Source organism: Martinezella lusitana, from assembly GCF_014207095.1.
Lineage (GTDB): Bacteria > Pseudomonadota > Alphaproteobacteria > Rhizobiales > Rhizobiaceae > Rhizobium > Rhizobium lusitanum_B.
In genome coordinates, this window is sequence record NZ_JACHBG010000011.1 from 97,548 (window position 1) to 124,308 (window position 26,761).

The window sequence follows — 26,761 nt, forward strand, 5'->3', positions numbered from 1 at the left end:
CTGCTCATCGGCCGAATTTTCGGAACAAGCTGAAAGAGGAACACCAAATGCCAAATCGCCTTTCCGGAAAGCGGATCTTTATTACCGGAGCCGCGCAGGGAATCGGACTGGCAATTGCCGAGGCCTATGCCGCCGAGAACGCGAGCATCTTTCTGATCGACCACGACGCGGCCCTCTTGGAACAGGCTGCCGGCAAGCTGAAAGGAGACGGCGCCAATGTCGGTTATAGGGCCGCCGACATCACAGACGCTGCCGCCGTGCGCACCGCGGTCGCTCGAGCTGGTGAAGAGATCGGTAGCATCAATGCACTGGTGAACAATGCTGGCGTCAACGTCTTTGCCGAACCACTGCAGTTGACGGACGAAGACTGGCAGCGCTGTTTCGACATCAACCTCAAGGGCGCCTGGAACTGCTGCCGCGCCGTTCTGCCAGAGATGATCGCCCACGGTGGCGGCGTCATTCTGAATATCGCCTCAACCCATGCCTTCACGATCATTCCGCACACCTTTCCCTATCCGCTCGCCAAGCACGCACTTCTCGGCATGACCAAGTCGCTCGGGATCGAATATGCGTCGAAGAACGTGCGCGTGAATGCCCTGGCGCCGGGCTACGTCGCGACCCAGAAAGTCATCGATTACTGGAACAGCTTTCCTGATCCAGAACAGGCAAAGGCCGAGACCATGAAACTACATCCATGCGGCCGTATTGCCACCCCGCAGGAAATCGCCATGGCTGCCGTCTTCATGATCTCGGACGAATGCCCTTTCATGAATGCCACCTGCCTTACGGTCGATGGCGGCCTGAGCGTCTTGCAGCATCAATGATTGTCGATCGACATCAAGGAGACGCGCAACATGAAATCCGGCGATGCGGAGCGAACTCGGCTTAGGGCCGGCCGGGCCAGCAGATCGCCTATGTTCTGGAGTACTTCTCTCCCGGACATCTGCCCAGAGATCGCGCTTTTGGCCGGCTGTTGGGACAGCTCGTACCGGAGGGTGAGGCGTACCTGACAATGATCCATGCCATTCCAAAGGAACGTGGATTGATGTCGGCACCGAATGGTGGAATTGAACGGATTCGAACCAACGACCCTTTGGCGAACACGCTTGGCATAACGCCCTGTTGTGAAGCGGATACAAACTTCGTGTTGTCCGCCAACCGGGCGGCCACCAAATTTAGGTTCAGCTTTGCGAAGCCAGGGGCATTAATCTTCGCCGACTGAGGTTGGCGTGGTCGTTACGCCTGTGACGACTCTACTGTTCCGCTAATACCAAGCTGCTGAGGGTGACATGCTCCCTGTTTGTCCGACGGGATCACGAGTGGAAAATCCAATTCCAAATGGCCTAAAATAATGCAGGTACGTCACTATCAATAGCATTCGAACAGCGATGACCGCGGGCGACGTTGGATTGAGGGCATTCAAAATGTTGTCAAGCCACTCCTGTGTACTACCGCATACGACAAGAACAGAAAATTACTCTCGACATTCCTCGCCTTGGCGGCGGTCAATATACGGCTGCCGTACTTTATCAACAGCGCCTGGCTGGGGCGCGTATCACTGGTTAATTTAGGCGATCGATCTTCGCAAAATATTTAACTGTACCAGCTAGAGCAACACTAACCTGTGACCTTGCTTTGGTGCTCGATGATCAACCAACTGGATATGCCAACAGTCCTCTTTCTGCAAAAGACATCCTACATCGCGGGCGCCTTGACCTTGGGGTATTTGCGGTTGACCTCGACGGAGAGCCGTGGGGTTGGACTTCTGGTCGCCAGTTTTGTTGTCCTCGCGGGAGGCTCGACGCTTGCCGGACATGCCGAGATTCACCCCGCGCTCTACGGTCCCCTGAGCCTGGTGAACATCGTCCTTGCCGTTCTCGGATATTGTCTGCTGGGGTTGGCGTTTGTCGTGATCAGCAACCCTGACCGAAAAATCAAGACCTGGCTCGTCGCTTTACCCGCAGCGGCGACGCTGGTCATTGGTTTGACCACGGCCTTTCACCTGAATAATACATACAGAGCGACGACTTTCACATTTCTAGGCTGCTTAACGATGGCTGCAACTGCAATCATTGTCCTACTCGATGCCCATCGCGAACCTCTCCCAATTCGCAAGCTGGTCGCGGCGATACTCGGCTGTGCGAGTGTTCTTTCTTTGATAATGGGACTGGAATTCGCGTTTAACACGTTTCCGCTACTTGACGTAGCGAACGGTTTTTTCCTGATGATCTTGTCCAAGTTCGTGCTCGCCATCTCCATCGTGATCTTCATAAGCGAGCGCCAGCATCTCAAGATTAGGCGCCTGGCCGATCGTGACGCTCTCACAGGGCTCTATAATCGTCGCTTTTTCAACTCGGCCGTGCCTAGCCGCCTCCATCTCGGCGACGCGATCCTCTATCTCGATCTCGACCATTTCAAACAGTTGAACGATCGCTGGGGACATGCCGCGGGCGACGAGGTCCTCCAAATAATGGGCCAAGCGGTACAGGCAATCCTCCCGCCGCATGCTTTGCTTGCGCGACAAGGAGGCGAAGAGTTTATTGTCTTTCTTCCGGCAGAAGCGGACGATGCTATGTTTCACGCGGAAAGAATCCGAAAAGCGATTTGCGACCTTCGCTATCCCTCTCTTCCCGCCGACATCACCGTTACCGCCAGCATCGGCATTGCAAGAGCCTCACAGGCTGGAAGTGACTTGCCCTACTTATGCCGAGAGGCCGATCGGGCCTTGTACTTGGCGAAGGCCGCAGGGCGAAATCGTGTTTGCGATGCCGATGCCGAGATCTTCCCACAAGACCAGCAGCGACTTGCCGCTATCGGGTTCAGTAGTGGCGTGAAGTAGCATAAAGGTCGCAATGGCGGTTAAACTTCTCACGCCCGATGAGGACGACATCACAAGCTTGGGCGAGAGCGAAAGACCCTGATTGCGGAGCGTGTTTTCCACATCAATCGCGGGCTCGCCGTGTGACCCGAACTTTGACGAGCACTGATGGTTTGTGTCTTGACCGGACTTGCACTGAGGGCCTGGTTGTCGCAGCGTCTAATCTAGATCCGCTCCGTCAACGTAGACACGCAGGTACCCACTTGGTGTGAATAGGCCTCACATCCAAGTCATTTCGCTGTCCTTGAGGACGTTTTGGTGGTCCGGCTGATCATAAATATGGCGGGCAACGTGGTACCCGCCATATCATCGCAAATGGGTGCCGCTTAGTTGGCGGCCGGCGCCGCCTGGGTGGTCATACACTCGGTCAGGCCCATAAAGGCCTTCTCGCCGCCATCGAGGCTGAAATCGACGGTGGTGCTGTTTGCGGTCAAGCTCAGCGCCTTGCCGCTGGTCAGCGCCGTAACGGCCTCGGTCGTGTTCGGGACGTCGATCGTTGCCGTTGCTGCCGTATCGGCAGTCGACGAGAAATTCGTGGCCGCGCCGCCATCGACCGACCAGGAGCCGGTCACCTGGTCACCCTTGGCGAAAGTGAACTTCGAAGAGTTGGCAAACAGGACGACCTTGTCGCCAACGGCGAGAAAGCCGACGCCTGTGGCGCTGTTCTGAGCGAGGCAACCGGTAAAGCTGTCGCCATCTTTCAGCGGCGTGATGGAGAAATCCGCAGCATCAACGGACGCAGTGGTCAGAAACATGGCGGCGAGGGTCATGGTTGTCAGGTGAAGTCTGTTCAAGGCATTTCCTTCATGAGCGCGTAAAGGGATTAAGTGCTTGGCTACAAAAAAATCGGACCCCGGTTTGGACGGGACTGAGAATTTGCGTTCAGCGAAACGGAAGCCTCGCCAAAACCGTCAGAGGTTGTCGTCCGGATTGTCGTTTCCACTTATAACCCCGGCACAATGGTTTCACTCCGATACTTAAATAGAAAGTACCGGGTGATTTCGCGGTTCATTTCTGGGCTGATTTGCTGTTCCGACGGCGAACGCTTCTCTAGGTGACGGTGAGCAGGAGTTTCTATGGCTTGCTGCTGTCCCGCCGAATTGATCGCACAACCCAGGTCCCTATCGAGCTCCATGCCATCACCGATTGCTGCCAAATGGTCCAGAGCGCTTCAACTGAAAACTAGCCCCAATGCACTGACGGGATGCGCGGGTGGATCAAGTCGAAAGATGTCTCGTTGCAAGCCTTCGTAAAGCCTAGCTGTCAAAGGAAGGCAAATGATGGCCACATGCATCACCCGCGCACGACCATATTGAATGAGCTGCAGACAAGACCGCTCCATCCGACACTCGACAGTTGCTGCCACACCTGCACGCCATCAGGCGTGCGATCGCGGGTTTAGCGGGTATGGTCTCAGCGCTCTGGAAATCCGCCGGTTCGCAAGTCGCCAGCGACTGGAATTATATAAATGGTGGTTTGCTCTTGAAAGGATTGGAACAGTTGGTATGCATTTAGCGCAGAAGCTAAACCATTAGTGCAAGAGCTTCTTTAAAAGTCAGATTGACGTCGCGGAGGCCGCGGCGTGTTTTCAGCAAACAATTGAAAGAAGCTGTGATATGTGGGCCATTGGGAGTCGCGGGGCTAAAGGGAGCGAACCACCTCCACAAGGCGCTTCATGTCGGTTGGCTTCCCGAGATTGAGAACTTTGGCCAAAACATCGTGCCTGGCAAGTTCCGCCGCATCGCTTGCGGTAGCAAGGATGAACGGCACGTCCCATGACGTCAGGAGCTGAGCGACGGGCGTAACTTTCTCGTGACCGAGCGTGACATCGAGCACCGCTGCATCCGGACGTTGCTTGGCCAAAAGATCAAGCGCTTGATTGACCGAGCTTGCCGGGCCGAGCACCCGGAAGCCCCCATGCGTCAGCGCACTCTCAAGCTCCATAGCGATCAAGAATTCGTCCTCAACCACAAGAACGACCCTATACGCAACTTCGCCTTTTTCAGGTTTGGACATGAGGTTCCCAAGGGAGTTTGACTGTAACAACCAAACCCTCTGGGTCGAAGTTAAGTTCCACAGTACCGCCAAGATGTCGGCAGGTGCCTTCGATCAGCTCCGTGCCGTACCCTCTTCGCTTTGGCGGCGCGACCGTTGGGCCGCCCGTTTCGCGCCACCGGAATACCAAGTGCGGACGGTTCTCGGATCCGCCCTCCTGTAACCATCCGACATGCAATGCGCCGGATGGAGCGGAAAGCGCACCGTATTTCAACGCATTGGTTGCCAATTCGTGGAACATCATACTGATTGGCACGATCTTCGAACCTGGGATCTGCATGGCAGTCCCCTCGCAATGGAGACGGCTCACTCCAGAATCGCTGACCGTTCGCCGCAGCAGGGTTTCAAAATCGGTCGCTTCATTGACGGCGGCAATCTCCTGCGCACGAAGAGTGACCTCGAGGCGCCCCAGAAAGCGGTTGCGGTAGTCGATGCCTGTTAGGCCCTCCGCATCCATTCGCATCGCGAGGGATCGCACCACCGCGAAAAGGTTTCTCATGCGGTGCCGCGTCTCCGCGATGATGAAATCCTTCTCGGCGTCGCGGCGCTGCCTTTCGGTCACATCGTCGAAGATGACAAGGATGTTGGTGCTATTGTCATCCGTATGGACGAGACGGCGTGCATCGACGAGAAAGGTACGCTGGCCGATCGCCGGGAAGTTATGCATCACCTCGAAACCGATAATGGCCGCGGCCTTTGGGATGACCTCGTCGATGAGCCGCCGAAGCTCGGCGATATCCCACTGGCCGTTGCCCAGGTCAAAAAGACTGTTGCCAAGAATATCCTCTCGTTCGACCTTGAATGTTTCAAGAAATGCATTGTTCACCGTGGAGACGCACAGGTTCTGGTCAAGGACAACGATCGGCTGGGTCATTGTATCGACCACGCCCTGCGCCTGGGCATGCCCGCTTCGCAACAGGCGGTATAGATCTTCCAGCATCATACCGACCCCTCCAATTGAACATCGCCAGCGAGTTGCGTTTCCACCTGAACTATTGGGAGACCGAGCGCCGGCAAGACTGCTGATCTCGGAGGCTTCGCCAAAGTGCTTTACCAATGACGCTGCTCTGCGAACCTCCTTGGCGGCCATTATACTCCCGTTCGATTGACTTTGGATCGGGGTCATGGCGATCGTCACAAAATTGATATTGCCACCAAACCTTCTCCACTGGTCTGCAGCAGTACTTGGTTGTAGATGAGCGTGGGGTCTTCGCGCCGATATCTGCAATGGTGCTATCACATAAACCGGCGTCGGTGCGTGGCGCGTAGAGATGGTGGAATGAAGCGTCCCACCATCGGCTGCAAGCGTCATCGTTTGCCGCAACAGATCATTGCCCATACGGTCTGGTTGTACTTTCAGTTTCCGCTGAACCTGCCTGGTCGAGGAATTACGGCTGGACGAAAGCCGCGAGGCGAGCACCGATCCGACAAGGGTCTGAACAATCGAGCGGAAAATTCTCATCTGCCGCTGCGAAACCAAGAATGCACGATGCAGGGTTTCCGATCAGTTGGTCGCTTGCAGCGGTTCGTTTCGATCCTCTCGGCGCTTCGAAAGCTCTCCGTCATCCCGCGTCCCAAGCAATCCGCCCAGCCACTCGCAGTCACTGCATCCACGCTATAGCGCTTTGGAAAGCCGTGACCGGCGCCGTTGCCTGATCTCAGCGACGCGAGGCAGCAGTTCGATCATCGCTCGATAAGCTGACAACTCCCGTGCTGGACTTGAAGACCTAAGCAAACCCTCCTGCCATCCCGGTTACAGTCGCGATTGCGAACGTCCGAGAGTGAGGGCCGTTTGGGTGTCAATCGGCGCGGAATGTTGATCAACCCATTCTTATCGACAAAGGTTCGCGATTTGCTCGCATTTCCTTTCGCAGGGCCGAGATTCCTATATGTTGACAATGTGCCTGCGTCTTTAAGGGGAAGACTGCTGCACCCGGCCATCGCAATTGCCAAGGGCGGGATAAAAAGGAAAGCTGCCTTGAAATTCATCATCGGCCCCACTTGCGCCGAGGATGGTAAACAGGTCCCAATATAGTCAAATTCAGCTCCATTCGCTTCGCTACGACTGTCGAATGATGGAAACAATTTAACCTCTGACCATTGTGATAGTCTGACCTTGCGTCTCAGTCGCATTCTCCTGCGGCGGGCGCATGTATTGCAGCGCTTTCAGTCGTACTTCATGGCCCAGCTTCGTCATCGCGCGCGCCCAGCAATGAGCACTCGAACCAGCCTCAGTCACGACAACCGAAGCGTCCTGCTCGGCCATAAAGCTGAGAAAATGCCGCCTGAATAGCTTCCGCCGGAAGTTGATCTCAATCCGATGTGAGTCTCGGGCGAAGTGCGCCAATACCGGATATTCAGTGGGAGCGCCTCCATGACCGCACGGGAACCCGCGTCGCTTGAGGTGTCAGTGCCGAGCGAGGCGGTGAGCTTGTATGCGCCTAACGCCTCGGCATCGCTGCAGGAGTTCGGCGGCCTCCTCCAGCGCGCCTTCATCGGGCTACTGCTGTCGGAGTGTCATGACTGCAACTTCCCCCGTTTTACAAGTGTAACCATCGCAATGCACTTGATGTTACGTACGGATCTCAATTCGTTGGTGCACTGAATCCTTTGGATCGCGGATGCCCGTTTCACTAACACCCGGACAGGTCGTCGTGATCAAGCTTCACCCATCTGGTTAGCACTTACCGATTTTGCTTTCGCCGTCGCTGGTGAAGCGGTCGAGAATGGCGCGGGTTATTCATGCTCGTAGCACATGAGCCACCCACGTCTTGTGCAAATTCTATCGGACACGGTGCGAAGTTTTCGAATTCGCGCGCAGCACCATTACTCCTACCAATCCGTCTGAAGCAGGCTGCTGGGTGTTCAAACTCCCCTGGGACACCGAGACCACGTCAGCTAGTCCACATCGAACGCCGACGGAGAGAAACATGTCGAGACCGGCCACCCCACTTCTGATCCTCGTTGCCGTCCTTTTGGCAGCAAACGGCATCCTCGCAACCTCCCTGCCGCTTGGCTGGGCGAGAGATGGACTCTCGTCGCGGACAATTGCGCTATTTGGAGCTTGCCTTTATACGGGTGTACTTCTCGGAGGACTGGTCGGGCGATCGCTCGTCACGCGGATGGGGTGCCGGCGCAGCTTCATAATTTTCATTGCCATCTTCGCTGCGATGAACGCGTCATTTCTACTTCCGGGGCATCCTGTCCTTTTTGCCGCTGCTCGCATCGGCGCCGGCGCTGCGATAGCGGGACTGTATTTGCTCATTGAAAGCAGGATGAACACGATTGCCGCGCCAGCCCATCGGCAGCGGTTGCTGGCACTGTACATGATCATCTTCTATGCCGCTCAGGCAACCGGCTCGGCTATTGCCGGCCTGATCCCCACAATTTCATTGTTGAGTGCGCTGGCGCTGATTGTCTCCTGCATGTTTTGGTGGAGCAGCTTCCCATCAAAACCTGCCATGATGGCAACGGCGCCGGTTGGTGCTACCCGCGATCTTGTTGCGTTGCTCAAGAGTTCGTCGGCGGCATTGGCCGTCGGACTGGCGGCCGGCATCAGCCTTAGTTGTTTCTACGGGATGGGTCCGCTCTTTGCGGCAGCAGCCCTGAAAGATGGTTCTCTTGCCGGAATATTCATGGCGATGGCGATGATCGGCGGGATGCTGGGCCTCGCGGTGACCGGTGGCGTCTCCGATCGCCTTGGTACCGGAACCAGCCTTTCGACCGCCTTGTTGGCGACGGCAATGACTTCCTTCATGCTTGCCGCGAGCATAGATCGCAGCACCAGTTGTATCATGATCATTGCCATGCTGTTCGGCGCATCAGCGTTCAGTCTCTATCCGCTCGGTTCCGCGGCAATGAACGCAGCTGCGCCTGCAGCACAGCGGATCACTGCCAACGCCGTGTTCATTGTCACAACGGGGTTGGGAGGCATGGCCGGGCCGCTGGTCGCCAATTCCCTTCCACGCGCTGTGGCTACACAGGCCCCGTTTCTGGTCATTGGTGCTGCGACACTTATCGGAAGCCTGTTCGTTCTGGTTCGCCTGTTCGTTACACCTGCCGGCACGTCGAAGTCTTGTCACAACTGAACATGGGGGCGCCAATGCTGTGGCGACTCCTGCCGGCCCATTACGGCATCTGGTTTCTTGTACTGCGCTCGAACATATCGATGAGATGATCCGCAACCAACCGAACTCTGGGAATCCGAGCAATATCAGGCCGCATGATTAACCACAGCTCGCGTGGCGGCGGAGCCTCTCCCATGTCGAGAGCAACGAGATCTTGCCTGGAGTGCGCCAGCCAATCGGGTAGCAGCGCTACGCCATATCCACTGGCCGCCGCCGCAGCCTGCGCCGTCTGGCTATTACTGCGCAGTGCGAACCGTCGCCCGGAAAACCTGCGCTTGACCCAGGCTGCTTCAGGCACGGATTCGCTGTCGACATCGAAGCCGATGAAGATCGGCGTCTCGCCCGCAGCGACGCGGGCGGCATAGGCATGCGAAGCGTAGAATCCATACTCGAGCGTCGCGACACGGCGGGTTAGCAACTCCCCCTTGGCAGGTCGTCCCAAGCGGAGAGCCAAATCTGCTTCGCGCCGGGCAAGGCTCAGGTTTCGGGAATCTGCAATGAGTTCGATGTCGAGCTGCGGGTGTGCCCTCAGCAATTGCCCCAGACGTTCGGCGATAAAGCCGTCGGCTAGGCTTCGAACAACGGTTATGCGAACGAGCCCGGCGGTTGCCGTGCCGGCCTCAAGGCGCCTGAATGCCGCAGATGCCGCCTCTTCCATGACAATGGTTTCGTCAAGCACGGCGCGACCGGCCTCGTTCAGAACAAAGCCCTCTGGACGGCGTTCGAACAGCGGCTGTCCGAACACGCTTTCCAGACTTGCCAGACGGCGCGACACCGTTGCGTGATTGACGCGCAAGGCTCGAGCCGTCGCGCTCAATGTGCCGTGACGGACGAGCGCCACAAAATACCGGACATCTTCCCAATCGAGCGATGCTGTGCGTTTTTTGTCGGTCATTGAGAATAGATACTGAATTATCGCACGCAAGGGAACGGGCTATTTAAACGGGGCATTCAAACCGATGGAGACCCCAATGACGACCCTTCCAAAGACCCTGCTTCAGATTGCCGGAGCGTCCCTCACTCCGAGCCCTCTTGATCGTTCTGCTCTTATTTTGATCGACCACCAGCTCGAATATGTCACCGGCGCCATTCCCTTGTCCGGGATAGAAGCCGCCATCGCCGAAGCGGCAAAGCTGCTCGATCTGGCACGCACCTACCATGTCCCGGTCTTTCATGTCGTCCATCATGGGCGGCCTGGGGCTGCAGCCTTCGACCCGCAAGGACCTTATACGGCAATTATGCCCGAGCTGTTGCCGATCGAGAATGAGAAGGTGGTGATCAAGTCGCTCCCGAATGCCTTTGCCGGCACCAATCTGCATCATCTAATTCAAGAGGTCGGCCGCAAGGAGTTGATTATCGCGGGCTTCGCGACACATATGTGTGTAAGCACCACGACGCGGGCGGCCCTTGATCTCGGTTACCGTAATACGGTCGTCGCCAATGCAACTGCTTCACGCGACCTGCCGCTCGTTGATGGAAAGGGCGTGATCCCGGCCGAGATCGTTCGCCAGACAGCCCTGGCCGAACTCGCCGACCGCTTCGCTATCATTGTGCCGGACACCGCCACCCTGTCGGGCAGAGGCGTGTGATCGATAGTAGCTGGCAGCGCTCGGCGCTTTCCTGCGCTGCCAGCGACTTAGTATATTTCATCGGTCCGTGCAGTTCTGCCGCGCGACATATGTCGCCGGCCGAAAGCAGGGTTTAGGCATCTGTACGCTGGTATCACCCATAGGAATGTTGATCACCAATCAAGGCATAAAGTACCTTTATCATGTTCAGCGCCGACCGAAAGAATGGCACATGGACTGCCACCGCGGCCGGTACCGATGCAAAGGAATGGGGCATTGGATCGGGTATGTCACCTGCCGGCCTCTAAGTCGGCAGTGCTGTTGGTCCGGCAGAATTGGTTGCGATTGCAAGTGCGTTGTTTGACGGGGGGCCGGAAGCAAGCGTCACTTCGATATCGCAGAAGAGATACAAACGCCATCTGCAGCGCGGCGGTTGGTGTATGCGTTGTGCTGGCTGTTGCACTATCGGTTCGGCGGACTGCCCGGTAGCATAAATTATCGCCGAGTTCCGGGTCGTTGCTCAACTGCCTGTTCAACCTTAAGGCAGAACGAATGCAGAAAGCGCCGGAGGCTGAAACGAGCCACGAGGCACACTGATCGCGATCGCAAGCTGTTCCCGGCAATTGACTAGTCGCTCTCCGGGACCTTTACTATGCACACTTGAGCGCGCCACATAGCATAATCTTTCATTGCGCGATCTACGATTGAAAGATCATTGCTCGATTTAATAATCTATTAAAACTATGGATTATTAAGATTAATAATGCCGATAAGCCTGATGAGAACAAATGTCCTACGCTTGAGCTTCCTCAACAAGCGCCCGATTGATGGACTCGAGAAAGTACTGCAATGCAGCGTAGCCATTGCCCAACGCGCAAAGGAGCTGGGGGACCGGCGCTTCTGGGTGACGGAGCATCACAGTTCCTCAGCGCTCGCGGGCTCCTCTCCTGACGTATTACCCCGTGATCTGCCGGTGCGCACAAACCACATCCGCATACCTCGAAAAGCATAGCCCACACCACCGGCTCCGCCTGGCGCCTACCGCTACAAAGGAAATTCGCCATGACCCACAATCGCACCCGACGCCTGAAGACACTCACCGGAGCAAGCAGCGTCATTGCTGCGGGAAACGACGCAAGCTCCCTTGCGGGCATCACACGTGCTGTCGAACTCGCCCGCAAGGCTGAGGCGGAAAAGATCACCGGGCTGTTCACTGCAGACCTGCTCCAGATTGATCCAGCCGGACTTGCGGGAACCGCCGGAATTCAGGAGCCGATCGTTGCGCTTGCCGCGTTGAGCCAAGCTACCTCTCACATCGGGCTGGTCGCCACGGTCTCCACAACCTTTCACCATCCTTACAATCTGGCCCGCCAGATCGGTACGCTCGACCATGTGAGCGGCGGGCGGGCCGGCTGGAACGCCGTAACCTCCTCGGTCGGCGAAGAGAATTTTGGCGAGACATTGCCAAGCCCGGAGGAGCGTTATGAACGAGCGGCAGAATTCATCGAAATCGTGAACGCACTTTATGATGCCAACGAACGCAATGCGACCGAGCGCAAAGTTTCCGGTGCAATCGGTATCGACCCCGCGAAATTCCATCCCATCGACTATCGTGGTAGGCACTTCAAGGTCGACGGCCCGCTCAATGTGCCGCCGTTGCCACAGGGGCGCCCCGTACAGTTCCAGGCAGGACAGTCGGAGGCAGGCGTAACCGTCGGCGCGCGATACGCCGAGGTGGTTTACATCTCGCAACCCAAACTGGAGGATGCCATCGCTTTTGCCACAGAACTGCGGCGGCGGGCGACAAGCTTTGGACGCGCGGTGGGCCTGCCTTTGATTATGAACTCCTTCCACTCGGTCATTGGCGAGTCGGATGCGGATGTCGCAAGGCGCTTGAAGGAGAGACACGAGCAGATTGACTACGAGCAAGGGCGCCTGAAATTAGCGGATATGCTTGGCGGTGATCTTGACCTTTCCGAACTGTCGCTCGACAAGCCTTTGCCGGAGACTCTGCTGCCCGAAATTACCAGTATCAACCGACGGCGCGGACGCGTGGAAGTCTTCCGACGCTATGCGCGAGAGGGGCTAACCTTGCGGCAACTCATCATCCAGGCACAGGAGACCGGCCATTGGTCGGCGGCTGGCACGCCGGAGCAGCTTGCCGATGCGATCGAAAAGCGCTTCCGGGCCGGAATTCTCGACGTAGTTTCTCTGCATGGCTTCGGCAATCCCGACCAGGAGGACTTGTTGGTGAACGGGTTGCTGCCCGAATTGCGGCGGCGTGCAATTGTCGACACCGACTATGTGGGCGATGACTTTCGCTCGAATCTGGAACTACCTGCCTACCCTGCCGCAGGCAACGCGTTGAGTTCCGCCCGACGCGCCTGATCTAACCTTACCCTGTTGAGATAATCCATTTTGAAATAGGCTATGACGCAACGGCAGATCGAATATCTGAACAACGTCGTTGAAGCCTGTCGTGAAGCGCTGAAACAATTGATCAAATCAGTGAGATGGTTCAAGCATAGAAAACAGCCTACTCGATAATCGAAGGTTTCGAGATCATACGCACCTGAGGCAAGGGCCAGGCGGCAATCTTCAACCTGACGGGCAATGTCCGTCGAGAAGCACGCATTGTTGCGCAAGCTTTCGATATCGGATCGGCGCGTTGGCGGAAGCGGTCGCTTTACTCGTCCGGCATCTTGAAGATGCGGGATGCGCGACAACGGAAATCAACGTATCGCCCTAGCCTCGCGGAATTTTTGCAACAGAACCGCCAATCTCGGAATTTGCAGCAGAGGTCGCCGCGGCGTTGCAACCACGGTGCTATCCAAGCGCCAGCAGTTCACGGCACAGCTTGGAACCGTGCCATCGAATTATCATAGCGACTTTCATTGGAATCGCTGAGGCTGAGCTAGCGGCCCATCCGAAAATTGGCGCTGGGCCGCAACGCATCTGCTGCTCCAGCGCTTCTTCTGGCATCAGTCGGGGATGGAGGGGGTGCGATATCAGCCCAGGGCTTCTGCGAGCCATTGGCTGACATTACGTGGCGTTAGCCCCAGAAGACGCTGCGCGCTGGTCTCTTCGGCGATGACATTTGCGGGGGCTTCCCACAATGCCGTGTAGAGACCGACGACATTGGCGGCAGCAGGGCCGAACATCGGCTCGATCAGCTTGCCAAATTCGTCGGGCGCCAGCGATTCGAAGGAGACGGCCGTGCTGAATTGCTCTGCAAAGCTGGTGGCCAGATCAGCGCCCTTTACCCCAGGCAACTGGCCGACGCCAACGATGCCGCTCACTGCATGATCGGCGAGTAGCTTCTCGGCCGCCTCTGAGATGTCGAGGTGCGAGCACCAAGAGACGGGAAAATCAGCGCGGATGGGATAGCGTAGCCTGCCTTCAGCTTTGATGGCTTCGAAAACCACCGGCAACATCAGGTTTTCGAGATAAAGGCGCGGTGCAAGGATTGCATGAGAGACGCTGCTTTGACGGATACCGTTTACGAGAATCATGACCGCGCTGTCGTCGGGCGCCTGAAGCGCGGTGCCGGGTTGATCAATGATGACGCCGCTGGTCGAGGCGACGACGCGCTTCGGCTTTGCCGCCTCGATAGCAGCAACGATATTCTGGGCGTATTGGACGCGCACCGGCTCCGGTGCTTGCGGCAGGTGAACGAAAACGCCATCGGCATCGCGATAGGCAGCAGTCAGCGTGTCAACCGACCCATTATCTATCGCGACGGCCGACAGACCTTTTAGCTTCGCGGGACTGCGCACTGCACCGACGACAGCCTTACCGGCGGCAAGCAGGCGTGCAAACAACGGCTCGCCCTGAGCGCCGGTGGCGCCGTGAATAACGTAAGACATCAGATTCTCCTTTTTGGCTATGGAAATTGGATGTCCATTGGTGCATTCTGTGCATCGGTTACGTCAAATGCACTAATAGAAGAAAATCCGATGAACGGGAGAATTCTGCCGCAATGCGGCGTCGAGCGGTTCTTGATCCTTCTCGACGGACCCTGGGCTACGCTGATCGTACGCGAACTGTTGCGCGGACCGCAGCGATTTACCGAGCTGCGTGGGGCTTTGACGGGCATTAGCGCGCACACGCTTACTCACCGTCTGCGTAGGTTCGAGCAGCACGGACTGGTGAAGCGTACGGCCTATGCCGAAATCCCACCAAGGGTAGTATACGAACTCACCCCGCTCGGCGCTTCACTTCAGGATGTGCTCTCTGCGATGAACGATTGGGGCACTACTGTTCCCGAGGCCGCGTTGACAGCGAGTTAAGCGAAAAGACGATAGATCCTGCGGCGTCCTTCCGCACATCCGACACACGCTACCGCGGAGTGCTTACTCCGATTGGCCGCTGCTCCATAAACAGCTTTCCGCCGTCCCGCCAAACGTTGCCGGTATTCGCCGGGGCAACCCGACGAAACGGGCGAAACTATCGCGGGATGCGCCTGAGGTCGGAAAGGCGATGTCCCAGACGATCCTTTTCGCCAGCAGGAGCTGAACTGCAAAAGCTCACAAGCCCTGCTGACGAGCAGTCTCTGATTGCATTCCGAAGCCGTCATACTCGTGGCTTTGCGGATGTGATTCGGCATCGACAAATAACCCCGCCAGCATTTGGGAGTACAAAGGGTTACGGTGCCTATCGGCGTCGAAACCCCATGCCGATTTACAACCTGACGACCTGCTTGCGCTTTCAAAGATCGTCGGGCGGTTTGTAAATGCTAGCGACGAGAATTGTGTCTGCGTTAGAGTTCACTAAACTCGATGCGCCGGTACTCTTTCGGCGTTACGCCGGTAAGACGTTTACTTTCTCGCACCAGGTGCGCCTGGTCGGAGTAGCCGACTTCTGCTGCCGTTACCGCCGTCGATGATTGGGACGTTCGAGAAAGCCGGAGGAAGCGTTGATAACGCAGAATGCGCTCGAGCGTCTTGGGGCCGTAGCCATAGCTCTCGTCGAAGCGCCTGCGCAGCGTTCGCTCGCTCATGGCGAGCGAACGCGCCAGCCACGGAATAAGTGGCACCTCCGGCGGCGGACCAGCCTCGATGAGGGCATAGGCCGCGCTCATGGCCGCATCAGTCGGCCCATCTGCCGCGTGTTCAGCCAGCACAGCTTCGATCGCCGCGACTGTCTTGCCGCCTTTCTGTGACTTCCAGATTTGGTTTGCCAGGCGGGTCGCTTTCGAACCCCAGAGGTGCTCAAGCGCCGGCCTCTTACCAACCAACTCGTTTGCCGGAATCCGCAGCCACGCTGCAGCAGCGGCGGGACGGAAGCGAAACCCGATAACGGTCGCGCCCGCAGGCATGATCTCGGTATTGGCCTCCTTGTCGGGGCCTGCAATCCGAAGGATGCCATCGATCCACTGCAGATCGATTGTGCCATCCGGGGCAACGATGATCGGCGGCGCCCGGTCCAGTGGCATTTCGTGGATCCAGAGTGCGGAAAAAAACGAGCGCAGGCCCGGCGAAACCGGCCGTGCGCAGAAGCTACCGACGGTAACTGCTGGTCGTGGTTGCATCGATTTCACGACAATGTTGGCCGAATTCTTCAAGAACTGAGCCTCCCTCTGGCTCAAGCTAAACCTGCAACCCGGCGTGGCAGGCAAGTCACCTATCGGGCCTTCGAAACCAAAAAGCAACTGCGAGTGAGAGTAACCATGAAACCAAGAATCAGTGTGATCACAATAGGTGTCGACGATTTGGAGGCATCGCTGAAGTTCTACCGCGACGGCCTGGGACTACCGACAGGAGGTATCATCGGCAGGGAGTTCGAGCATGGGGCAGTTGTCTTCTTCGATCTTCAGCACGGCGTCAAGCTGGCGTTGTTTTCGCGCGCCGACATCGCGCACGACGCCGGAATCGAAAAGGCCGAAACCAGTCCGACCGAATTCACCCTTGGCCACAACGTCATGAGCGCGAGCGAGGTCGATGCGGTGATGGACCAAGCGATCGCGGCCGGCGCTCGCCTGATTAAGCCGGCCGGCAAATCCTTCTGGGGTGGCTATACAGGCTATTTCCAGGATCCGGACGGACATCTTTGGGAAGTGGTCTACAACCCGGCCTTCCTCCCCGAAGACTGAACGAGCGCAGCGCCAATTCACAGACATTGGAGACGACCATGACAATTCTCATTACGGGCGCGACCGGGAAGATCGCGCAGCACCTCATTCCATCGCTTCTCGATCAAGGCCAACCTGTCCGCGCGATGGTTCGTTCGCCTGACAAGGAGGCAACGCTCGCACAGCAGGGCGCAAGGACAGTCATTGCCAGCTTCGAAGATGCGGAGTCGCTCGATAAGGCCTTCGCCGGCGTCGAAACGCTTCTTTTCGTGACGCCACCGCACGAGCAGGCCGCTGCATGGGCAAGCGCTGGGTTGGCGGCGGCAAAGCGGGCGGGCATCAAGCGGATCGTGCGGATTTCAGCCCTTCTTGCCGGCTCCGACGGCCCGTCGGACAACAACAGACAACACGGGGGAACTGATGACGAGCTTCGCGTGTGCGGCATTCCGAGCGTTATCCTGCGGCCTCATTTCTTCATGCAGAACCTGCTGGCGGACGTGCCGACCCTGAAGGCGCAAGACACCCTCTACGCCGCTGCTGGCAATGCCAAGCTCAGTATGATCGATACGCGTGACATTGCCGACGTCGCCAGGTGTGCATTGCTCAGTTCGGCTTGGGATGGCAACACCTACGATCTTACGGGGCCAACTTCGGTTTCCTTCCATGAAATCGCCGAAGAACTGTCTGAGCAGCTTGGCCGCGAGATCAAATACAGGCCGGTCTCGCCCGAAGCTCTTGCCCAAAGCATCAGGGATATGGGCTTGGGTGAATGGTTCGCCCAAGGCTTTCACGATTACCTCCTGGCCTATTCGCGTGGCTGGGGCGATTTCACCACAAACGCTGTTCAGGCGATTTTAGGTAAGCAGGCCAGAACGTTCAGGCAGTTCGCCAAAGAAGTTCTCGTTCCTGAACTGTCCGAAACGGTTCAAGCGGCCTAGCCATTAGCCATATTGAAAGCAGGCGAGGCCGTACGCCTTTGGAACTGGGAGATCTTCGGAGATATGCTGGGCCCCTTTTGATGGGACCCAGCATGGGAATAGCACCGTCGGCGGTATCTGCATTTGGCGAGTCGCAAAGGCGCCCCAAACGGCCGAGATGGGGCGCAAACTTACCATTCAAAGCGCTATACGCGGCGTTTGCGTGGGATCAAAAGTCGACCAATTGACCGTTGGGGATTCGAACGGTGATGTCAGCTTAATCGGAGCGAGTACGCATTTCGCCAGGTTCGGAGTGGTCAGGCGGCTATTCCGGCCAGGGCCTTCCAATGTACTATCGCGCCGAGGCGATCCAGGGCAGCTGCGAGCGGAACCGCTGCATCGCCCGCTCCCGCTTTCGCTGCAGCAGTTGCGAGTTTTCGGCGCGATTGTTCCGCCCATTATGTGATCGGTGCTCGGCCGCCGGCATGATCCGACGTCGTGCCGCGCCGTCAGAACCAAGCTTGTCGGTAACGATGCACTTGGGGCGACATCCCGGTTTCTTAATCAGACGGCCAAGAACGCGCTTGGCTGCTTTGGCGTTGCGGCGAGCGTGGACGATTTCGTCGAGCATGTAGCCATCCTAGTCGACAGCACGCCAGAGCCAGTGTTTCCGCTCGCCTAGCGTCACGACCACCTCGTCCAGATACCACACATCATTCGGGCCCGGCGCTTTGCGCCGCAAGCGACCGGCATAGTTCGGGCCGAACTTCTTTGCCCAGCATCGGATCGCCTCATGGGAAACGGCGATGCTGCGCTCCAATAGCATTTCCTCTACCCGGCGCAGGCTCAATGGAAATCGGAAACACAGCCAGACGGCGGGGCGATCACCGGCGGCGGAAAGCGATGGCGTTTGTAGCTGATCGGGCTCTGGCACATCACGGTGAAATAGCCGCAGATCTTCCAGCTGCAGTTAACCGGACATCACCAATCCGTTCTCCGCCACGGCCTGCGCCCCCACCTCTGATAGCCGTTGCTCTTGCCACCCACGCGAATGCCGATCAGTGCCCACGCTTGCATCACAACTAGCTTGGCTATTTCCTACGGATGCCCTCTAGGCGCCGATGTCGGCGAGAACCGGCCGGTCTGGAATATTGCTAATACTCGCACGGACAAGCTTCGCGGTAACGGCCGCCGCAACCAAACTCGCCAATACCAATCCTGTCGCGAGAATTTCCGGGGCCGCGTATCCGTATCCCGCGGATATGGCGATACCGCCAAGCCATGGACCAAGTGTGTTTCCTATATTGAAGGCCGAAATATTGATTGTGCTGGAAACCGTCGGAGCGTCAGCCGCCACGCGCATAACCTGCGTCTGGAGCGCCGGATTGATTGCAAAGGCAGCGACCCCGAACATCAAGACGATGGCGACCGTCGTCGATTTCAAGGCCACCGCAATCGGAAACAATCCGACGACGAGCGCAAGCGCGAGCAGCCCGACATATAGATTCAGGCTCAGATGGCGATCGGCAAAACGACCGCCAATATAGCTCCCTACGAAGGTTCCGGCACCGAAGAGTACAAGCAAAGGAGGTACCGCAGCAGAGCTGAAGCCTGCGAGTTCGGTCAGGATCGGGGAGATATAACTGAAGACGGCAAATAGGGCTGCTTGACTGAGTGCGGTCGTCAATAGCGCCGGCCACAGCGCGAGGCGCTTTAGTGGCCGAAGCTCCGCTCTCACGTTGATTGAAGGCGGTTGCCTGCTCGTTGGAACCAGGGCGATGACTGCGACAAGACTGATGCAAGCAAGGCCGGCAACGATCCAGAAACTCGCCCGCCAGCCCCAATGCTGCCCGATAAATGCGCCGAGAGGGACACCAACGATATTTGCAACAGTCAGTCCGCCAAACATGATCGCGATCGCCCTCGCATGCCTCCCCTCACCCGCAAGGTTCACCGCAACCACCGCACCGATCCCAAAGAAGGCGCCGACTGAAAGCGCCGTAATCACGCGTGCAACCATCAGTACGTTATAGCTGGGCGCAACAGCGCCCAGGATCTGTCCAATGTTAAACAGCACAAGCAGGAAAATCAGCGCTGTTTTTTGCCGAATGCGCAGCGACAACAGCGTAAGCGGTGGGCCTCCAATTGCGACCGCCAAAGCGAACCCCGATATAAGCCACGCGGCCGTCGGGATCGACACGTGGAAATCATGTGCCAGTTCCGGCAGGAGACCAGAAATCATGAACTCTGTCGTGCCGAGGCAAAATATGCTCAAGCCGAGCACGTATATGGCAATAGGCATGATCGTCCTCCTCAGGCTCCGGTAATGCCGCCATCGGCCAAGAGCGTCCGACCTGTAATCCACCGCCCCTCATCGGAAGCGAGGAAGGCGATCGCTGCGGCAATGTCGTCGGGTTCGCCGAGCCGGCGCAGCGGGGTCGAGGCCGCCAAAAGCTCACGCTTTTCCTCAGGGATTGCGGCCGTCATGTCGGTACGGGTCACAGCCGGCGCAACGGCATTGACTGTAATGCCTCTCGGCCCAAGCTCGATTGCAAGTGCTTGTGTGAGGGTAGAGACCGCCGCTTTGGATGCCGCATAAACGCCCGTACGATCCTTCGGCGAAAACGCCCTTTGCGAGGAGAGATTGACGATCCGGCCACCACTTTCCGGAAACAGGGCGAGCGCTGCCTGCGTGACCTGAAGCGTGCCCCATACGTTCACACTGAACTGTTCCGCGTAGAATGCATAGTCGATATCACCAATGGCGCGAACGCCGAAGGTTCCGGCGTTGTTGATCAGAATATCGATGTGACCGAAGGTGGTCGTTACGTTCCGCATGAGCTCGGCGACCGCGGCCGCATCGGTGACATCCACAGCAAAGGCTTCCACCATCGCGCCAGTAGCTCGCAGATCGCGGCAGATTGCATCCGCCTTACGCTCCTCAGCCCGGTAGGTGAACGCCACTTTTGCGCCAAGAGATGCGAACCGCCTGACGACCGACTCGCCAATCCCCCGGGAACCACCAGTTACCAATGCGACTTTTCCATCAAGTGTGCTCATTCGACATCTCCATTCAAGATTGATCAATCCAGAATAGGATCTTGTTAAAGGTCGTCAAGTGAATTATTTGTTGATCAATCCAGAAAGGACGCGAGATGGCAGGCAGACCCAGAGCATTCGATCGTGAGCAGGCATTGCAAAGAGCGCGAGACGCTTTTTGGGAACGTGGCTACGAAGGCACTTCGCTGGCCGACCTTATCGATGTCATGCACATATCGTCGGCGAGCATCTACGCGGCCTTTGGGTCGAAAGAGGCTCTTTTTCGAGAGGCTGTCACAGATTACGACGCCAAAGATGGGGGATTCGCCTCTCGCGCCCTGTCTGAGGAACCCACCGCCCGTGCTGCTCTGCGGCGCATGCTCGAAGATGCCGTGACCTTGTTCACGCGACCGGACACACCTCGCGGCTGCATGGTGGTCCTCTCAGCGCCAAGAACCGCAAAGGAGAACGATGCGATTTCAGAATGGCTGTCGACACTAAGACGCGCGCGGCATGCCGCGATCCTTCGCCGTATCTGCGAAGGCCGGAAGCTCGGTGAGATTGCGTCTAACGCCGACCCGGAGGCATTGGCGGATTTCTATACGACCTTCCTGCAAGGGCTCTCGGTCCAGGCGCGTGACGGATTCTCGAGGGAACGGATGATGGCGTCGATAGACAGAGCCATGCAGGTTTTAGAGGATTGTTAAGCGGCATTTGCGGACCGAGGTCAGCCGCAAGCACAGACGGGTCCAAAGAGACTCGTTTTCGAGAAGCAATCGCCGATTGTGGCGCCAAAGATGACAGATTCGCCGTCCGTGCCGTCGTTCAGAAACCCGCCACGCGGTGAAATTGCGCAAGACGCCAATCCCGAAGCACTGGCAGACTTCTATACAACCTTCCTACTGGGGTAATGCACACATGTTGAATCTCAATGACCTTGTTGTCTTCGTTCAGGTCGTGGACCATGGAGGTTTTGCCGCGGCAAGCCGTGCCCTTGGCGTTCCAAAATCGACGCTTAGCAAACGGCTGGCGGAACTGGAAAGGGCGGTCGGCGTGCGCCTCATTCAGCGCACAACGCGCAGCTTCACCGTGACGGAGACTGGGCGCGACTTTCATCGCCATGCAGCTGCCATGCTGATCGAAGCGGAAGCCGCAGAAGAAGTTCTCAAGGGTCGCCTTGCCGAACCAAGCGGCACGGTGCGCATCACAGCATCATTGCCCACGGTTCAATTCTCGCTGGCACCGCTCCTGCCGCGCTTGGCAGTCAAATATCCCAAGGTCCGCATCATGCTCGACACCACGGACAGGTTCGTAGATGTTGTACAAGAAGGCTTCGATATCGCGATCCGCGCCCACCTTGCCCCATTACCAGACTCAAATTTGGTGCAACGCCGGATTGGCTTCGATCCGAACTGGTTGGTTGCTTCGCAGGATTACGTGCGCAGGAAAGGGTCGCCGGCCCATCCGAAGGACGCGGGCCAACTCGATGGACTGATGGTGTCAGCGCAGGAGATGACCTGGACACTCTGGAACGGCCAGGGCGCCGTAGCGAAGGTTGCGTTGTCGCCCCGCTATGTTGCGAACGAAGCTATCGCCTTGCTGGAAGCCGCTAAGGCCGGGCTTGGCGTTGCTTGTTTGCCAAGCAGCTTTTGCGCATCCCTTATCGATTCTGGTACTCTTGTCCGCGTCCTATCGGGCTGGACAGCGGGCGGGGTGACGACAACTCTGCTGATGCCGAGCCGGCGCGGACAGCTGCCGTCGGTCCGGGCGATCGCGGATCAACTAGTCGCCGAACTCTCGCAACCACCACGTCGCGCAGGCTTGCCGATAGAATCTGGCGACGCGGATGTAGGCACGACAGCACTCCAGGTCGCCGAAAATCACGACGCGCAGCATCCACGCTGAGTGTGGATGCCAGACGCAAAAAAGAAGGGCCCTGCGGGAAAGCAAGGCCCTTCCTCTCGGATCGGAGGTCAACCGATCGAGGTGAGAAGCTTGACGGATCGGTGAGATCAAGCCCCTCTTATCTGGCACCAGGAAGCCAGATAATTCTTTGATTAGAAGCTGCGTTGGAAGCGCAGAATGCCGGCCCACTGATCCTGATTGACAGAATCGAAGTTGGTGTAGGAGACTTCCGGCATGATCAGTAGGTTCTTGACCGGGTTCCACTTGACGTTCGTGGTCGCGGCAAAGATCTTCGCGTCGGTGTAGGCCAGCTGCAGGTTCCACTTCAGTTTTTCATTGATTGGAACGCCGACGCCACCCCAGACGGCCCAATCACCCCAGCCGCAAAGATCAGCACGGTCAGCAGGGCAAGCCGAGCGGTTGAGGTTGGTGCCCGCATACTTGTTCAGCTTCTTGCCGTCCGTGTTCCAGCCGCCCATCAAGAAGGCCGTGAACACGCCGAAGTCGGCATCGACGCGAGCCTTCACAGCGCCTTCTTCGACGATCGAGTCGTAACCGCCGACGACCTTGAAGCCCCATGCGCCGGACTTGAAGCCAGCACCGGCAACAGCGTCAGGGGCGTAATGGTTGGCCTTGTCGTTCGTCCACCAGCCTGCGCCATAGGACGCGCCTTTGCCTCCAGAGTTGCTGTCTTCCAGCGAAACCACCGCGGTAAAGCCGTTGCCTGCATCATAGTTGTAAGTCAGCTGGTTCAGTTCGTACGGACCGTCATAGACCACGTCGTCGTTGATGACATCGCCCGCACCACCCGTGTAAAGATTATACTGCGAGTCCAGCTTACCGACCGTAAAGCCGCCGAGGCTGATGTTCGCGAACTTCAGGTTCGTGCCAGTGGCGCCGCCGTCTTGCCAATCCCAACGCAGCAATACATTGGTCTTCAGCGGACCATACTCGGTGTCCGTCGCAGTGTTGAGGCTTAACTCGGCACGGGTGTGCCAGAGAGTACCGTTGTGGCTATTCGGGTTGTAGGCGTCGAACCACTTTCCTTCCGTACGAACCAAGCCGCCGATCTTAAGGCAGGTTTCGGTGCCCGGAATGAAGAAGTAGCCTGCACCGTATGCGTCGCAGATGCGAACGTATTCAAGCGGCTCCGGCTCGGCGGCAACGATGGCGTCGGCCGCATGACCACTGGAAACGGCTGCCAAGGCGGCGGCTGTCCCAAGGAGAAGAGATTTCAGACTCACAGTAAGCTCCTGTTTCAGTTATAAGTTTTCTTCACGCCACCCAAAAGCGGCGCGTTGCATAACGGGCATATTGGCAACCTATTGCTGCCTCTGCTTTTTCTAAGCTCCACCCTCAATTGGATCCCCCGAACGCCTAAAGGCTATTTCGGAGCGACCCGCCCTTCCGGCCGTTCACTCGACCGCAAGTCACGCTAAGTTCGTCACATATACATTCCGTATGCATCTATATTTACGCCGCCCCCTGTTGAAATCGACTGAGGCGCGTTGCTCAATTCCAACTATGTTACGAGCGACCAGCAGCAGGCACGCCAATACGAGCAAGCTTCGACAATCAGCACCAAAAATACTCGCTACAGCTTACTTGCAGCCTCACCGAAGGCAGCTACCCCTGCATTTGAGACAGATAGGGTCGCAGACCATCTACAAACGGCTGACTTTTCGGAGCGCTGCGATACAGCGGTCGCTCCGACTTTATCGGAAGCGAGCTGATCGGTAGGCGTCGCCGCATCAGAGACTTGCTTGTGCTGTTCGGGACATCACGACCTTTCCGAGGCTTGTACCGCTTTCGACCAACCGATGCCCTTCTCCCAAGCTCTGCGCGGAGAAGGGCGACAAGCATCGCGTCATAGTCGTACGCAGCACGCCAGCATCGACCAACGACGCAACTTCGTTCAAAATGCGGTGTTGTCCGATCAAATCAGCCGTTTCGAAAAGCGGGCGCGTAAATACCATTTCCCAATGCAAGGAAATGCTTTTGGCCTTCAATGGGACGGCATCCAGATAATCATGATCGTCAATCACTCCGATCTTGCCGTGTGGAGCGACAATCTTGACCAGTTCAGGCAAGTGCTTTTCGGTATGCGTCAAGGATGCGATAAGGGTCACGGGAGAAACTGCCAGGGCATCTATCTGCTGCCGCAGCGGTCGGCTGTGATCAATAACATGATGCGCGCCCATCCGCGTGCACCAATCGCGACTTTCCGGACGGGAGGCGGTGGCGATCACTGTCAACCCGGTCAGGCGTCGGGCAAGTTGTATGAGGACCGACCCGACCCCACCTGCTCCACCAACAATGAGCAACGAGTCGGACGTAAAGGTCTTGCCAATCGGCACCTGAAGACGGTCAAACAGAAGTTGCCAGGCAGTCAGGCTGGTCAGTGGAAGAGCGGCCGCCTCGGCGAAAGACAAAGAGGATGGCTTTGTACCTACAATGCGTTCGTCGACGAGATGCAGCTCAGCATTGGCGCCGTTCCGCGTAAACGTCCCCGCGTAAAAAACCTCGTCGCCGGGTTTGAAGATCTGCGTCTTGGCGCCACCTGCAACGACCGTCCCGGCGGCGTCCCATCCCAGGGTACCGACCGCTTCGGGCACATTGACATGGCCGGCGCGGATCTTCGTATCGACAGGATTGATAGAGACTGCCTCAACGCGAACCAGAACATCATGAGGTCCAGGAACTGGCGCCGGAACATCCGTCTCCGAGAACATCTGTTCGCCATGGCTTACGGAGTACTTTTGAAACTGGATGACCTTCAACTGTATTGCCTCGGAGTTGGATACTGACCTGATCGTGAGGTAGCCGCTGATCTTCATAGGCACACTCCGGGAGTGACCTTCCAGGCCTTGCCAGATCACAGAGAACCTCCATCGGCTTAGACTGCGCGATCGGGCCGCGCAGTCTAAGCCCCTGATCGACCGGACTGACCGGTCGATACGCCACAGCCTCCTCTCAGGTCTGCGGCGGCGTAATTCTCTGTCCGAGTCCGCCATCAACGGCGAGCTTGGCAGCAGTCGTGTAGGTCGCATCAAAGGCTAGAAATAGTACCGCCCTGGCAATTTCTTCCACCGTCCCGTTCCTCCCCATGGGCGTGATCTGATCGCCCAATGCTTCAAACCCGGCTCGGGCTTCTTCCGACAGGCCGGCCACACCGTGAGTCGGCGTCTTGACAAAGCCCGGGCTAACCGCATTGACGCGAATACGTCGCGGCAAGAGTTCGGCGGCGAAGCCTGAGGTGAAGGAGATGACTGCAGCCTTGGTCGCGCTATAGACGATCATCCCCGGCGTTCCACCCTGATCCGCTACCGATGAGGTGAAGACAATCGCGCCCCCGTCGGCAATTAGCGGAGCCAGGCGTTGAACGGAGAAGAACGCGCCCTTGGCATTGACCGCAAACTGCCGATCAAAAGAGGCCTCGGTTACCTGGTCAAATGGTTCCAGTTCCGCGATACCCATGTTGACATGAAGAAAATCGAACTGACCGAATTGCCCCTTTACGGCTTCTGCCAAGGCGTCGATGTCTCCAAGCACAGCGGCGTCGGACTTAATCGCCACAATGTGCTCATCGAGTTTGCCCGCTTCCTCTACGGTTTTGGCGTTGCGACCAGTTACCAACACCTTGGCGTTGTTTTCAGCCAGCATCTTTGCTGTCGCGAGTCCAATTCCGTGTGTGCCGCCCAAGATGACGGCTTTCTTGCCCGAATAACGTTCCATTTTTTGTCTCCTTGCGAACTAAACTCGACAGACAAAGAATGCAGGAATCGGCGAGCATGCTGTAGATGCCTATCTGTGGATTTATCGTTTACAAACATAGACGGTATGCATCCGTGTTGAATCTTGATGACCTTGCTGCCTTCGTTCAGCTCGTAGACAACGGCGGTTTTACTGCAGTAAACCGCGCTCTTGGCGTTCCAAAATCGACATTCAGCAAACGGCCGTCGGAACTGGGAAATGTAGTCGGCGTACGCCTCGATCAGCCCACGTCGCGAGGTCTCATTGTGACAGAGACCGGTAGGCGGCCTCGCCGCCGTGCCGGCCGCCGCTATCAGCATCGACAGGAAGAGCACGACATGAGAGCCGATCACGGAAGCGGGATCAGCGGTAGATGGCTTCCCGTGGATGACGAGATTGTACTAGGAAGTAAGGCCCGATAGCCGCAACTCGACCTGATAAGATGCTTG

23 protein-coding genes and 2 pseudogenes are annotated in these 26,761 nt (G+C 57.3%); 13 read left to right on the top strand and 12 right to left on the bottom strand.

Going from position 1 to position 26,761, the window contains the following annotated elements:
- Positions 1-47: 47 nt before the first annotated feature.
- Positions 48-824 carry an SDR family oxidoreductase gene (locus tag GGD46_RS21270; protein ID WP_184707588.1) on the top strand — a complete coding sequence of 259 codons (777 nt, stop codon included), beginning with the start codon at positions 48-50 and terminating at the stop codon, positions 822-824.
- A gap of 821 nt (positions 825-1,645) precedes the next feature.
- Positions 1,646-2,839, top strand: a complete 1,194-nt coding sequence (locus tag GGD46_RS21275; RefSeq protein WP_184707590.1) for a GGDEF domain-containing protein — start codon at positions 1,646-1,648, stop codon at positions 2,837-2,839.
- Between the two features lie 365 nt (positions 2,840-3,204).
- On the opposite strand, the gene GGD46_RS21280 is transcribed toward GGD46_RS21275, so the two are convergent.
- From GGD46_RS21280 to GGD46_RS21290, 3 genes are all read right to left on the bottom strand, one after another.
- Positions 3,205-3,672, bottom strand: coding sequence for a hypothetical protein (locus GGD46_RS21280; protein WP_184707592.1), 468 nt, complete (start codon positions 3,670-3,672; stop codon positions 3,205-3,207).
- 847 nt (positions 3,673-4,519) lie between these two features.
- Positions 4,520-4,894, bottom strand: coding sequence for a response regulator (locus tag GGD46_RS21285; RefSeq protein ID WP_184707594.1), 375 nt, complete (start codon positions 4,892-4,894; stop codon positions 4,520-4,522).
- Complete coding sequence (locus GGD46_RS21290; protein WP_184707596.1) at positions 4,881-5,876, bottom strand: PAS domain-containing protein; 996 nt, start codon at positions 5,874-5,876, stop codon at positions 4,881-4,883. Before GGD46_RS21290 ends, GGD46_RS21285 begins: the two co-directional genes overlap by 14 nt.
- 462 nt (positions 5,877-6,338) lie before the next feature.
- Between GGD46_RS21290 and GGD46_RS33890 the strand changes: the two are divergent.
- The 3 genes and pseudogenes from GGD46_RS33890 to GGD46_RS21300 form a co-directional block, all read left to right on the top strand.
- A pseudogene (locus GGD46_RS33890) lies at positions 6,339-6,589 on the top strand (DDE-type integrase/transposase/recombinase); the annotation flags it as partial.
- 718 nt (positions 6,590-7,307) lie between these two features.
- The gene (locus GGD46_RS21295; RefSeq protein ID WP_184707598.1) at positions 7,308-7,538 is read left to right on the top strand and encodes a hypothetical protein; all 231 of its coding nucleotides are present in this window, start codon (positions 7,308-7,310) and stop codon (positions 7,536-7,538) included.
- 325 nt (positions 7,539-7,863) lie between these two features.
- Positions 7,864-9,021, top strand: coding sequence for an MFS transporter (locus tag GGD46_RS21300; RefSeq protein WP_409527701.1), 1,158 nt, complete (start codon positions 7,864-7,866; stop codon positions 9,019-9,021).
- 40 nt (positions 9,022-9,061) lie between these two features.
- On the opposite strand, the gene GGD46_RS21305 is transcribed toward GGD46_RS21300, so the two are convergent.
- Positions 9,062-9,955, bottom strand: a complete 894-nt coding sequence (locus GGD46_RS21305) for a LysR family transcriptional regulator (RefSeq protein WP_184707603.1) — start codon at positions 9,953-9,955, stop codon at positions 9,062-9,064.
- Positions 9,956-10,031: 76 nt separating this feature from the next.
- Here GGD46_RS21305 and GGD46_RS21310 point away from each other — a divergent pair, with 76 nt between their 5' ends.
- Both GGD46_RS21310 and GGD46_RS21315 read left to right on the top strand, forming a co-directional pair.
- Positions 10,032-10,649, top strand: coding sequence for an isochorismatase family protein (locus tag GGD46_RS21310; protein ID WP_184707604.1), 618 nt, complete (start codon positions 10,032-10,034; stop codon positions 10,647-10,649).
- Between the two features lie 1,041 nt (positions 10,650-11,690).
- Entirely contained in the window at positions 11,691-13,016 is a 1,326-nt protein-coding gene (locus GGD46_RS21315; RefSeq protein ID WP_184707606.1) for an NtaA/DmoA family FMN-dependent monooxygenase, read from the top strand.
- A gap of 620 nt (positions 13,017-13,636) precedes the next feature.
- Here the strand turns inward: GGD46_RS21315 and GGD46_RS21320 are convergent.
- Positions 13,637-14,494: an SDR family oxidoreductase gene (locus GGD46_RS21320; RefSeq protein WP_184707608.1), complete on the bottom strand. Its 858-nt coding sequence runs from the start codon at positions 14,492-14,494 to the stop codon at positions 13,637-13,639.
- A 90-nt stretch (positions 14,495-14,584) separates the two neighbouring features.
- Between GGD46_RS21320 and GGD46_RS21325 the strand changes: the two genes are divergently transcribed.
- A complete protein-coding gene (locus tag GGD46_RS21325; protein ID WP_184707610.1) occupies positions 14,585-14,917 on the top strand; it encodes a winged helix-turn-helix transcriptional regulator in 333 nt (110 codons plus the stop codon).
- Positions 14,918-15,387: 470 nt separating this feature from the next.
- Here GGD46_RS21325 and GGD46_RS21330 read toward each other — a convergent pair whose 3' ends face one another.
- Positions 15,388-16,191, bottom strand: a complete 804-nt coding sequence (locus tag GGD46_RS21330; RefSeq protein ID WP_246806428.1) for a helix-turn-helix domain-containing protein — start codon at positions 16,189-16,191, stop codon at positions 15,388-15,390.
- Positions 16,192-16,296: 105 nt separating this feature from the next.
- Between GGD46_RS21330 and GGD46_RS21335 the strand changes: the two genes are divergently transcribed.
- Together GGD46_RS21335 and GGD46_RS21340 are read left to right on the top strand one after the other, a co-directional pair.
- Positions 16,297-16,719: a VOC family protein gene (locus GGD46_RS21335; RefSeq protein WP_184707612.1), complete on the top strand. Its 423-nt coding sequence runs from the start codon at positions 16,297-16,299 to the stop codon at positions 16,717-16,719.
- 38 nt (positions 16,720-16,757) lie between these two features.
- Complete coding sequence (locus GGD46_RS21340) at positions 16,758-17,636, top strand: SDR family oxidoreductase (protein ID WP_184707614.1); 879 nt, start codon at positions 16,758-16,760, stop codon at positions 17,634-17,636.
- 361 nt (positions 17,637-17,997) lie between these two features.
- On the opposite strand, the pseudogene GGD46_RS21345 reads toward GGD46_RS21340, so the two are convergent.
- The 3 genes and pseudogenes from GGD46_RS21345 to GGD46_RS21355 form a co-directional block, all read right to left on the bottom strand.
- Positions 17,998-18,551: pseudogene (locus GGD46_RS21345) on the bottom strand (IS6 family transposase); the annotation flags it as partial.
- A 175-nt stretch (positions 18,552-18,726) separates the two neighbouring features.
- Positions 18,727-19,917 (bottom strand): Cmx/CmrA family chloramphenicol efflux MFS transporter, encoded by a 1,191-nt coding sequence (locus GGD46_RS21350; RefSeq protein WP_184707616.1) that lies wholly within the window; start codon positions 19,915-19,917, stop codon positions 18,727-18,729.
- Between the two features lie 11 nt (positions 19,918-19,928).
- Entirely contained in the window at positions 19,929-20,675 is a 747-nt protein-coding gene (locus tag GGD46_RS21355) for an SDR family NAD(P)-dependent oxidoreductase (protein ID WP_184707618.1), read from the bottom strand.
- 95 nt (positions 20,676-20,770) lie between these two features.
- On the opposite strand from GGD46_RS21355, the gene GGD46_RS21360 reads away from it, so the two are divergent.
- Positions 20,771-21,361: a TetR/AcrR family transcriptional regulator gene (locus GGD46_RS21360; RefSeq protein WP_184707620.1), complete on the top strand. Its 591-nt coding sequence runs from the start codon at positions 20,771-20,773 to the stop codon at positions 21,359-21,361.
- A 211-nt stretch (positions 21,362-21,572) separates the two neighbouring features.
- Positions 21,573-22,559 (top strand): LysR substrate-binding domain-containing protein, encoded by a 987-nt coding sequence (locus GGD46_RS21365; protein WP_184707710.1) that lies wholly within the window; start codon positions 21,573-21,575, stop codon positions 22,557-22,559.
- 152 nt (positions 22,560-22,711) lie between these two features.
- Here GGD46_RS21365 and GGD46_RS21370 read toward each other — a convergent pair whose 3' ends face one another.
- The 3 genes from GGD46_RS21370 to GGD46_RS21380 all read right to left on the bottom strand — a co-directional run bounded on the left by GGD46_RS21370 (position 22,712) and on the right by GGD46_RS21380 (position 26,294).
- Positions 22,712-23,803 carry a porin gene (locus GGD46_RS21370; protein ID WP_184707622.1) on the bottom strand — a complete coding sequence of 364 codons (1,092 nt, stop codon included), beginning with the start codon at positions 23,801-23,803 and terminating at the stop codon, positions 22,712-22,714.
- Between the two features lie 507 nt (positions 23,804-24,310).
- Entirely contained in the window at positions 24,311-25,339 is a 1,029-nt protein-coding gene (locus GGD46_RS21375) for a zinc-binding alcohol dehydrogenase family protein (protein ID WP_409527702.1), read from the bottom strand.
- Positions 25,340-25,532: 193 nt separating this feature from the next.
- Entirely contained in the window at positions 25,533-26,294 is a 762-nt protein-coding gene (locus GGD46_RS21380; RefSeq protein WP_184707626.1) for an SDR family oxidoreductase, read from the bottom strand.
- Between the two features lie 65 nt (positions 26,295-26,359).
- On the opposite strand from GGD46_RS21380, the gene GGD46_RS34515 reads away from it, so the two are divergent.
- On the top strand, positions 26,360-26,734 hold the full coding sequence (locus tag GGD46_RS34515) for a LysR family transcriptional regulator (protein WP_409527699.1): 375 nt from the start codon (positions 26,360-26,362) through the stop codon (positions 26,732-26,734).
- The last annotated feature ends 27 nt before the right edge of the window (positions 26,735-26,761 follow it).